Raw genomic sequence first — 9766 nt, 5'->3', positions numbered from 1 at the left:
CATCATGGGTGTGGCGACGGCCTGGTCCAAGAGTTTCAGTTCGGTATGGCTTGGAGTGAGTATTCCCGTTTTGTCGGGGACGTCTTCGGTGCGCCGCTGGCGCTGGAGGCCCTGCTCGCGTTCTTCCTGGAGTCGACATTCCTCGGACTCTGGATCTTCGGCTGGGGCAGACTCCCTCGTGCTGTCCATCTGGGCAGCCTCTGGTGCGCGGTCATCGGGTCATGGATCTCCGCCTACTTCATCATCGTCGCCAACTCGTGGATGCAGCATCCGGTCGGCGTCGAGATGGTCGACGGCAGGCCGGTGATGACCGATGTCTGGGCAGTGCTGACGAACAACACGGCGATCGCCGCCTACACGCACGCGCTGTGCGGGGCGCTGGCTGTCGGCGGCAGCTTCCTGCTCGGAATCTCCTGGTATCACCTGTACCGCCGGCGCAAGGACGGCATTGACACCATCGGATCCGACGGAAAGGTCGTCGTCGGCTCCGCTCCCGACGTGCCCGGACGAGATGCCATCGACCACCAGGTCTGGATCCGTTCTCTGCGCATCGGCGCGGTCGTCGGCATCGTCGCCTTCGCCGGTGTAGCGATCACCGGCGACATCCAGTCAAAGCTCATGTTCGAACAACAGCCCATGAAGATGGCCTCCGCTGAAGCCGCCTGCCACGATGGAACAGAGTTCTCGGTGCTCACGATCGGAGACCCCTCCTCGAACGACTGTGACGGCGTTGAGAACGTGTTCGAGATCCCCGGTCTGCTGTCCTTCCTCGCCAATGGCGACTTCAACACCCCGGTCCACGGTGTGACGACTCTGCTTCCTGACTACCAGGAGAAGTACGGCACCCATCTGCCCGAGGATGAACGCTACGGCCAGCATTCCGGCGAGAAGATCGACTACCAGCCCATCATGATCGTCACCTACTGGGGCTTTCGTCTCATGATCGGATTCGGCATGATCGCAGCGGGAGTCAGCGCTCTGGCACTGTGGCTGACGCGCAAGGGCACCGTCCCCGCCTCGGCCTGGCTGATGCGCGGGGCCCTCGTGTCCATCACAGCACCCTTCATCGCGAACTCCGCCGGCTGGATCTTCACGGAGATGGGACGTCAGCCGTTCGTGGTCGCGCCGAATCCCGCACGACAGGACGCTGTGTACATGTTCACCCAGGCAGCGCTGTCACCCCAACTCACGCCGGCGATGCTGCTGTTCTCCTTGATCAGCCTCAGCCTTGTCTACGGCATTCTCATGGTTGTCGAACTGCGGCTGCTCATCGTCTACATCAGGGGAGGGGTGGCCTCGGCGATGCCTGAGGTCACGAAGACCAACCACACCCCGCGGATCACGAACGACGAAGACGACGTCCTGTCGTTCGCGTACTGAGGAGAAGACACGATGGAAATTCTCGCCACGATCTGGTTCGTCCTCATCATCGTCCTGTGGACGGGGGTACCTGTTCCTCGACGGGTTCGACCTCGGCGTAGGCATGCTGATGCCGGTGCTGAGCCGTACCGAACGGCAGAAGCGGGTGCTGCTCAACACGATCGGGCCGACATGGGATGGCAATGAAGTGTGGCTGGTCACCGCGGCCGGGGCCACGTTCGCAGCCTTCCCACATTGGTATGCCTCCCTGTTCAGCGCCCTCTACATACCGCTGACGCTGTGCCTGCTGGCATTGATCTTCCGCGCCGTCGCCATCGAATATCGCGGCAAGGGACACAGTCAGGCGTGGAAGTCCTTCTGGACCTGGGCGATGGCCGTGGGGTCGGCTGGAATCGCGTTCTTCATCGGTGCCATGCTCGCCATCACCTCCAGCGGGCTGCCGCTGAATGACAACGGTGACATCGTCGGCGGGGCATTCGCCTGGATAGGGTGGCCGGCAGTCTTCGGCGGTTTGGGCGGAGTCGGCTTCGCGCTCGTCCACGGCCTCATCTTCCTCGGTCTGAAGACGCAGGGCGACATCCGAGACAAGTCTCAGCGGGGGGCGCGGAGGATGCTGCTGCCGTGCTCGATCGGCTTCCTCATCTGGTTCGGTCTCTCCATCACCCAGCGCCCATGGCTCATTGCTGTGGTCGTCGCAGCGGTGATCGCGCTGGGAGCGACGTACTTCGCTGTGCGGTCCGGGGCGGAGAAGGCAGCCTTCGCTCTGCACGGGTTCTACCTCGTGCTCGGACTCTTCGCCGTGTTCGCCGGGGCCTATCCCAACGTGCTGCCCTCAACACTGGACTCCGCGAACTCGTTGACAATCGCCTCGGCGTCGTCATCGGACTACACGCTCACGGTGATGCTGGTCGTGACCGTGATCTGCCTGCCGATCATCATCGGCTATCAGATCTTCAGCTATCGCATGTTCCTGGGCCGTATCGCCGAGACCACATCCCCGAAGCCCACCGTGTGCCGGTGGCGATCAGGTCATGAGATCCCCACTGCGGATCCTGCTCGATCTGCCGGGCGGTCAGCGCGGATTCTGCCTCTCCCTGTTCAGCGCCCTGGCTCGGGCCGTGGGCATCGTGCTCATCGCCGAGGCTCTGGTGCGATCAATCATCGGGTCAAGCCCCGTCGCGGTCTGGGCGGTGCTGGGGCTGCTGGGAGCGGCTCTGCGCGGAGCGAGCCTCTGGACGGATCATAGTCTGGGGACGTCTCTGGCTGCTGCGAACAAGCAGCGGCTGAGGTTCTCGATCCTACGATCGCTCCTCGCCGGGCGCGGGCAGCCGCGAATGAACACGGCAGTCACCGTCACACGCGGCATCGACGACCTCGACGACTACTTCACGACCGTAGTGCCGGCGCTGAGCGCCGCAGCGGTGGTGCCGCTGACGCTGCTGATACGGATCGTCTTCACCGATGTCCTCTCAGCGGTCATCATCGCGCTGTGCCTGCCGTTGGTGCCGGTCTTCATGATCCTCATCGGCCGGTTCACGCAGGCTTCGACAGCCGCCAGCACCACAGCACTCGAACGTCTGTCCGACCACCTCGCCGAGCTGGCCGAAGGGCTGCCCGTGCTCATCGGGCTCGGGCGATCCAGGGACCACGCGCACACCCTGCGTGCTTTGGGGGAGAAATACCACAGCGCGAACCTCGCCACGCTGCGTATCGCGTTCCTCTCGAGCCTCGCCCTCGAACTCATCGCCACGATCTCCGTGGCTCTCGTCGCCGTCGTCATCGGGCTGCGCCTCGTCTCTGGAACCATGGACCTGAGCTCCGGACTCTTCGTCCTGCTCCTGGCTCCCGAGTGCTTCACTCCGTTGCGCGAACTCGGCGCCGGATACCACGCCAGCGAGAACGGCCGCGAGGCACAGGATCGTGCCCACGCGCTGATCGCAAGCACCGACAGTGCGACGACGGAAGGGCTCGACGGCGACGATATGTCCGGTGTCGGTGCGGCAGGTTCCACTGCGGCAGGTGCCGGTGCGGCCAGTGATGCAGACACTGGCGCCCGGCACGGCGTCATCTATCCGAACGGAACGACGATCGAGTGGAACGGTGACTTCCCGACCACTCCCGGCATCACTGCGGTTCGAGGAGCCTCGGGCGCAGGAAAGTCGACGATTCTGGCAGCGCTGGCCGGTCATCTGCCGGCACGGGCCAAGACCACGATGAGACCGCGCCGAGTCGCCTTCGTCCCACAGGCTCCACGTATCTTCGGTGCGACGATCGGCGCCGAGCTCGAGGTCTACGGTCTCCCACACTCACAACTTGGGACTGCACTGCGCGGAGCCCGTCTGCCTGAGGACCCGACGATGTCGACATCAGCTCTGAGCCCTGGCCAACTTCGTCGACTCGCCTTCGTCCGGGTGCTCCACCTGGTTGACGGCGACGGGGAGACCCTCGTCCTCGACGAGCCGACTGCTCATCTCGATGATGACAACGCTCAGATCATCATCGACATGATCGCCGAGGCGGCAGTTCGTGTGCGAGTCATCCTGGCCAGCCATGACGACCGGGTCGTCGCACTCGCCGACGACGAGATCATTCCCAGGAAGCCCAGCCCGGGCACGCCCGCAGCAACGTCAGCACGGCCGCGCGCGCAGGAAACTGAATCGGATGCCGATCAGGGCGCAGATCCGGGATCCGATCCGCGCAGTCATGTCCCAGCGGCCTCGCATGCCGACTCAGCCACACTCGACGACCCGGTGGTACGCACCGCCCCAACGAGGCTCACCGAGCCTACGATGCCCGCCGATGCTGTGATGCCGCCGATCCCGCAGCGGCTGGCAGAACACAGAGAGCGGAAGCAGTGGGCGAGGACCACGGCTCGGCACATGAAAGTCGAAGAGCGGCTCTTCGTCGCGGTTCTCGCTCCTGCGGTCGAGTATGCCTCTCTTCACCCCGAACATGATCATTGCTCTGCTCTCATCCTGCGCCTCCAGCCTGGCGGCAATCGCACTGACTGCAGTCTCCGCCTGGCTCATCGTCGAGGCGTCATACCAGCCTCCCATCATGATCCTCATGGTCGCCATCGTCGGCGTGCGGTTCTTCGGACTGAGTCGATCAGTGCTGCTCTATCTCAGTCGGCTCAAACTGCACTCGGCGATCTTCGCATCCTTGGGCAGACTGCGATCTCGTCTTTGGGAGCACTTCGAAGCAGTCGGCATGGGGGATCGGAAGCTGCTGACCTCTGATGCCGCGCTGCGCACCATGGTCTCCGATGCCGATGATGTTCGGGACCTGATTCCCGGACTCTGTTCCCGCCTGTCGCTTCGTCGTTGGTCTTTCTCGCCGTGCTCATCGCGGCCTGGGCGCTCGACCGGCGACGCTGCCGGTGTCCTGGCGCTCGGAGCTTCAACCTGGCGTGGTGCCAGCAGCAGTGATTTGGAGTGAAAGCGGCCTCGCTGGCGAGTCCGAAAGCTCACGCAGCCGGATACTCTCATTCAGTGCCCGAGCCAGGACGGAGAGTATCCGGCTGCGGAGCTTTCGGACTCGGCCAGCGAGGCCGCTTTCACTCCAGATCACTGCTGCTGGCACCACGACCAGGTGTGAGAGCTCCGAGCGCCAGGAACACCGGCAGCGTCGCCGGGTCGAGCGCCCAGGCCGCGATGAGCACGGCGAGAAAGACCAACGACGAAGCGACAGGCGGGAACAGAGTCCGGGGAATCAGGTCCCGAACATCATCGGCATCGGAGACCATGGTGCGCAGCGCGGCATCAGAGGTCAGCAGCTTCCGATCCCCCATGCCGACTGCTTCGAAGTGCTCCCAAAGACGAGATCGCAGTCTGCCCAAGGATGCGAAGATCGCCGAGTGCAGTTTGAGCGACTGAGATAGAGCAGCACTGATCGACTCAGTCCGAAGAACCGCACGCCGACGATGGCGACCATGAGGATCATGATGGGAGGCTGGTATGACGCCTCGACGATGAGCCAGGCGGAGACTGCAGTCAGTGCGATTGCCGCCAGGCTGGAGGCGCAGGATGAGAGCAGAGCAATGATCATGTTCGGGGTGAAGAGAGGCATACTCGACCGCAGGAGCGAGAAACCGGCGACGAAGAGCCGCTCTTCGACTTTCATGTGCCGAGCCGTGGTCCTCGCCCACTGCTTCCGCTCTCTGTGTTCTGCCAGCCGCTGCGGGATCGGCGGGCATCACAGCATCGGCGGGCATCGTAGGCTCGGTGAGCCTCGTTGGGGCGGTGCGTACCACCGGGTCGTCGAGTGTGGCTGAGTCGGCATGCGAGGCCGCTGGGACATGACTGCGCGGATCGGATCCCGGATCTGCGCCTGATCGGCATCCGATTCAGTTTCCTGCGCGCGCGGCCGTGCTGACGTTGCTGCGGGCGTGCCCGGGCTGGGCTTCCTGGGAATGATCTCGTCGTCGGCGAGTGCGACGACCCGGTCGTCATGGCTGGCCAGGATGACTCGCACACGAACTGCCGCCTCGGCGATCATGTCGATGATGATCTGAGCGTTGTCATCATCGAGATGAGCAGTCGGCTCGTCGAGGACGAGGGTCTCCCCGTCGCCGTCAACCAGGTGGAGCACCCGGACGAAGGCGAGTCGACGAAGTTGGCCAGGGCTCAGAGCTGATGTCGACATCGTCGGGTCCTCAGGCAGACGGGCTCCGCGCAGTGCAGTCCCAAGTTGTGAGTGTGGGAGACCGTAGACCTCGAGCTCGGCGCCGATCGTCGCACCGAAGATACGTGGAGCCTGTGGGACGAAGGCGACTCGGCGCGGTCTCATCGTGTGGTCTTGGCCCGTGCCGGCAGATGACCGGCCAGCGCTGCCAGAATCGTCGACTTTCCTGCGCCCGAGGCTCCTCGAACCGCAGTGATGCCGGGAGTGGTCGGGAAGTCACCGTTCCACTCGATCGTCGTTCCGTTCGGATAGATGACGCCGTGCCGGGCGCCAGTGTCTGCATCACTGGCCGCACCGGCACCTGCCGCAGTGGAACCTGCCGCACCGACACCGGACATATCGTCGCCGTCGAGCCCTTCCGTCGTCGCACTGTCGGTGCTTGCGATCAGCGCGTGGGCACGATCCTGTGCCTCGCGGCCGTTCTCGCTGGCGTGGTATCCGGCGCCGAGTTCGCGCAACGGAGTGAAGCACTCGGGAGCCAGGAGCAGGACGAAGAGTCCGGAGCTCAGGTCCATGGTTCCAGAGACGAGGCGCAGCCCGATGACGACGGCGACGAGAGCCACGGAGATCGTGGCGATGAGTTCGAGGGCGAGGCTCGAGAGGAACGCGATACGCAGCGTGGCGAGGTTCGCGCTGTGGTATTTCTCCCCCAAAGCACGCAGGGTGTGCGCGTGGTCCCTGGATCGCCCGAGCCCGATGAGCACGGGCAGCCCTTCGGCCAGCTCGGCGAGGTGGTCGGACAGACGTTCGAGTGCTGTGGTGCTGGCGGCTGTCGAAGCCTGCGTGAACCGGCCGATGAGGATCATGAAGACCGGCACCAACGGCAGGCACAGCGCGATGATGACCGCTGAGAGGACATCGGTGAAGACGATCCGTATCAGCAGCGTCAGCGGCACCACCGCTGCGGCGCTCAGCGCCGGCACTACGGTCGTGAAGTAGTCGTCGAGGTCGTCGATGCCGCGTGTGACGGTGACTGCCGTGTTCATTCGCGGCTGCCCGCGCCCGGCGAGGAGCGATCGTAGGATCGAGAACCTCAGCCGCTGCTTGTTCGCAGCAGCCAGAGACGTCCCCAGACTATGATCCGTCCAGAGGCTCGCTCCGCGCAGAGCCGCTCCCAGCAGCCCCAGCACCGCCCAGACCGCGACGGGGCTTGACCCGATGATTGATCGCACCAGAGCCTCGGCGATGAGCACGATGCCCACGGCCCGAGCCAGGGCGCTGAACAGGGAGAGGCAGAATCCGCGCTGACCGCCCGGCAGATCGAGCAGGATCCGCAGTGGGGATCTCATGACCTGATCGCCACCGGCACACGGTGGGCTTCGGGGATGTGGGTCTCGGCGATACGGCCCAGGAACATGCGATAGCTGAAGATCTGATAGCCGATGATGATCGGCAGGCAGATCACGGTCACGACCAGCATCACCGTGAGCGTGTAGTCCGATGACGACGCCGAGGCGATTGTCAACGAGTTCGCGGAGTCCAGTGTTGAGGGCAGCACGTTGGGATAGGCCCCGGCGAACACGGCGAAGAGTCCGAGCACGAGGTAGAACCCGTGCAGAGCGAAGGCTGCCTTCTCCGCCCCGGACCGCACAGCGAAGTACGTCGCTCCCAGCGCGATCACCGCTGCGACGACCACAGCAATGAGCCATGGGCGCTGGGTGATGGAGAGACCGAACCAGATGAGGAAGCCGATCGAGCACGGCAGCAGCATCCTCCGCGCCCACCGCTGAGACTTGTCTCGGATGTCGCCCTGCGTCTTCAGACCGAGGAAGATGAGGCCGTGGACGAGCGCGAAGCCGACTCCGCCCAAACCGCCGAAGACTGCCGGCCACCCTATCCAGGCGAATGCCCCGCCGACGATGTCACCGTTGTCATTCAGCGGCAGCCCGCTGGAGGTGATGGCGAGCATGGCACCGATGAAGAACGCGATTCCAGCCGACCCCACGGCCATCGCCCAGGTCCAGAAGGACTTCCACGCCTGACTGTGTCCCTTGCCGCGATATTCGATGGCGACGGCGCGGAAGATCAATGCCAGCAGGCACAGCGTCAGCGGTATGTAGAGGGCGCTGAACAGGGAGGCATACCAATGTGGGAAGGCTGCGAACGTGGCCCCGGCCGCGGTGACCAGCCACACTTCATTGCCATCCCATGTCGGCCCGATCGTGTTGAGCAGCACCCGCTTCTGCCGTTCGGTACGGCTCAGCACCGGCATCAGCATGCCTACCCGAGGTCGAACCCGTCGAGGAACAGGTACCCCGTCCACAGGACGATGATGAGGACGAACCAGATCGTGGCGAGAATTTCCATCGTGTCTTCTCCTCAGTACGCGAACGACAGGACGTCGTCTTCGTCGTTCGTGATCCGCGGGGTGTGGTTGGTCTTCGTGACCTCAGGCATCGCCGAGGCCACCCCTCCCCTGATGTAGACGATGAGCAGCCGCAGTTCGACAACCATGAGAATGCCGTAGACAAGGCTGAGGCTGATCAAGGAGAACAGCAGCATCGCCGGCGTGAGTTGGGGTGACAGCGCTGCCTGGGTGAACATGTACACAGCGTCCTGTCGTGCGGGATTCGGCGCGACCACGAACGGCTGACGTCCCATCTCCGTGAAGATCCAGCCGGCGGAGTTCGCGATGAAGGGTGCTGTGATGGACACGAGGGCCCCGCGCATCAGCCAGGCCGAGGCGGGGACGGTGCCCTTGCGCGTCAGCCACAGTGCCAGAGCGCTGACTCCCGCTGCGATCATGCCGAATCCGATCATGAGACGAAAGCCCCAGTAGGTGACGATCATGATGGGCTGGTAGTCGATCTTCTCGCCGGAATGCTGGCCGTAGCGTTCATCCTCGGGCAGATGGGTGCCGTACTTCTCCTGGTAGTCAGGAAAGCAGAGTCGTCACACCGTGGACCGGGGTGTTGAAGTCGCCATTGGCGAGGAAGGACAGCAGACCGGGGATCTCGAACACGTTCTCAACGCCGTCACAGTCGTTCGAGGAGGGGTCTCCGATCGTGAGCACCGAGAACTCTGTTCCATCGTGGCAGGCGGCTTCAGCGGAGGCCATCTTCATGGGCTGTTGTTCGAACATGAGCTTTGACTGGATGTCGCCGGTGATCGCTACACCGGCGAAGGCGACGATGCCGACGACCGCGCCGATGCGCAGAGAACGGATCCAGACCTGGTGGTCGATGGCATCTCGTCCGGGCACGTCGGGAGCGGAGCCGACGACGACCTTTCCGTCGGATCCGATGGTGTCAATGCCGTCCTTGCGCCGGCGGTACAGGTGATACCAGGAGATTCCGAGCAGGAAGCTGCCGCCGACAGCCAGCGCCCCGCACAGCGCGTGCGTGTAGGCGGCGATCGCCGTGTTGTTCGTCAGCACTGCCCAGACATCGGTCATCACCGGCCTGCCGTCGACCATCTCGACGCCGACCGGATGCTGCATCCACGAGTTGGCGACGATGATGAAGTAGGCGGAGATCCATGACCCGATGACCGCGCACCAGAGGCTGCCCAGATGGACAGCACGAGGAGTCTGCCCCAGCCGAAGATCCAGAGTCCGAGGAATGTCGACTCCAGGAAGAACGCGAGCAGGGCTCCAGCGCGCCAGCGGCGCACCGAAGACGTTCCCCGACAAAACGGGAATACTCACTCCAAGCCATACCCGACCTGAAACTCCTTGACCAGGCCGGTCGCCACACCCATGATG

General features: G+C 64.0%; 7 protein-coding genes and 2 pseudogenes. 3 read left to right on the top strand and 6 right to left on the bottom strand.

Annotated features, from left to right (window positions below):
* The 3 genes from HX613_RS21935 to HX613_RS21925 form a co-directional block, all read left to right on the top strand.
* The coding region (locus HX613_RS21935) for a cytochrome ubiquinol oxidase subunit I (RefSeq protein WP_235347214.1) at positions 1-1380 on the top strand (1380 nt) is incomplete at its 5' end.
* Between the two features lie 109 nt (positions 1381-1489).
* On the top strand, positions 1490-2626 hold the full coding sequence (gene cydB / locus HX613_RS21930; RefSeq protein WP_328285021.1) for a cytochrome d ubiquinol oxidase subunit II: 1137 nt from the start codon (positions 1490-1492) through the stop codon (positions 2624-2626).
* Complete coding sequence (locus HX613_RS21925) at positions 2508-4619, top strand: ABC transporter transmembrane domain-containing protein (RefSeq protein WP_328285022.1); 2112 nt, start codon at positions 2508-2510, stop codon at positions 4617-4619. Before cydB (HX613_RS21930) ends, HX613_RS21925 begins: the two co-directional genes overlap by 119 nt.
* 317 nt (positions 4620-4936) lie before the next feature.
* On the opposite strand, the gene HX613_RS21920 is transcribed toward HX613_RS21925, so the two are convergent.
* The 6 genes and pseudogenes from HX613_RS21920 to HX613_RS21895 form a co-directional block, all read right to left on the bottom strand.
* Positions 4937-5170, bottom strand: coding sequence for a hypothetical protein (locus HX613_RS21920; RefSeq protein ID WP_235347212.1), 234 nt, complete (start codon positions 5168-5170; stop codon positions 4937-4939).
* Positions 5149-5502, bottom strand: a complete 354-nt coding sequence (locus HX613_RS21915) for a hypothetical protein (protein ID WP_235347211.1) — start codon at positions 5500-5502, stop codon at positions 5149-5151. Before HX613_RS21915 ends, HX613_RS21920 begins: the two co-directional genes overlap by 22 nt.
* 72 nt (positions 5503-5574) lie before the next feature.
* Positions 5575-6168 (bottom strand): AAA family ATPase, encoded by a 594-nt coding sequence (locus HX613_RS21910; protein ID WP_235347210.1) that lies wholly within the window; start codon positions 6166-6168, stop codon positions 5575-5577.
* Positions 6165-7352, bottom strand: a complete 1188-nt coding sequence (locus HX613_RS21905; protein WP_235347209.1) for an ABC transporter transmembrane domain-containing protein — start codon at positions 7350-7352, stop codon at positions 6165-6167. Before HX613_RS21905 ends, HX613_RS21910 begins: the two co-directional genes overlap by 4 nt.
* Positions 7349-8370, bottom strand: a pseudogene (gene cydB, locus HX613_RS21900) (cytochrome d ubiquinol oxidase subunit II). The gene HX613_RS21905 and the pseudogene cydB (HX613_RS21900) overlap by 4 nt, the downstream one beginning before the upstream one ends.
* A 12-nt stretch (positions 8371-8382) precedes the next feature.
* Positions 8383-9766: pseudogene (locus HX613_RS21895) on the bottom strand (cytochrome ubiquinol oxidase subunit I); the annotation flags it as partial.

The organism is Brevibacterium sp. UCMA 11754 (assembly GCF_021532275.1).
GTDB lineage: Bacteria > Actinomycetota > Actinomycetes > Actinomycetales > Brevibacteriaceae > Brevibacterium.
This window is presented reverse-complemented; position numbering and strand designations above follow the sequence as displayed.

Bases quoted from the DNA above. Each gene is read 5' to 3' on its own strand.
- HX613_RS21915 (WP_235347211.1), bottom strand. From the start codon at position 5,502: ATGAAAGTCGAAGAGCGGCTCTTCGTCGCCGGTTTCTCGCTCCTGCGG.
- HX613_RS21905 (WP_235347209.1), bottom strand. From the start codon at position 7,352: ATGAGATCCCCACTGCGGATCCTGCTCGATCTGCCGGGCGGTCAGCGC.
- cydB (WP_328285021.1), top strand. From the start codon at position 1,490: ATGCCGGTGCTGAGCCGTACCGAACGGCAGAAGCGGGTGCTGCTCAAC.
- HX613_RS21910 (WP_235347210.1), bottom strand. From the start codon at position 6,168: ATGAGACCGCGCCGAGTCGCCTTCGTCCCACAGGCTCCACGTATCTTC.
- HX613_RS21920 (WP_235347212.1), bottom strand. From the start codon at position 5,170: ATGGGGGATCGGAAGCTGCTGACCTCTGATGCCGCGCTGCGCACCATG.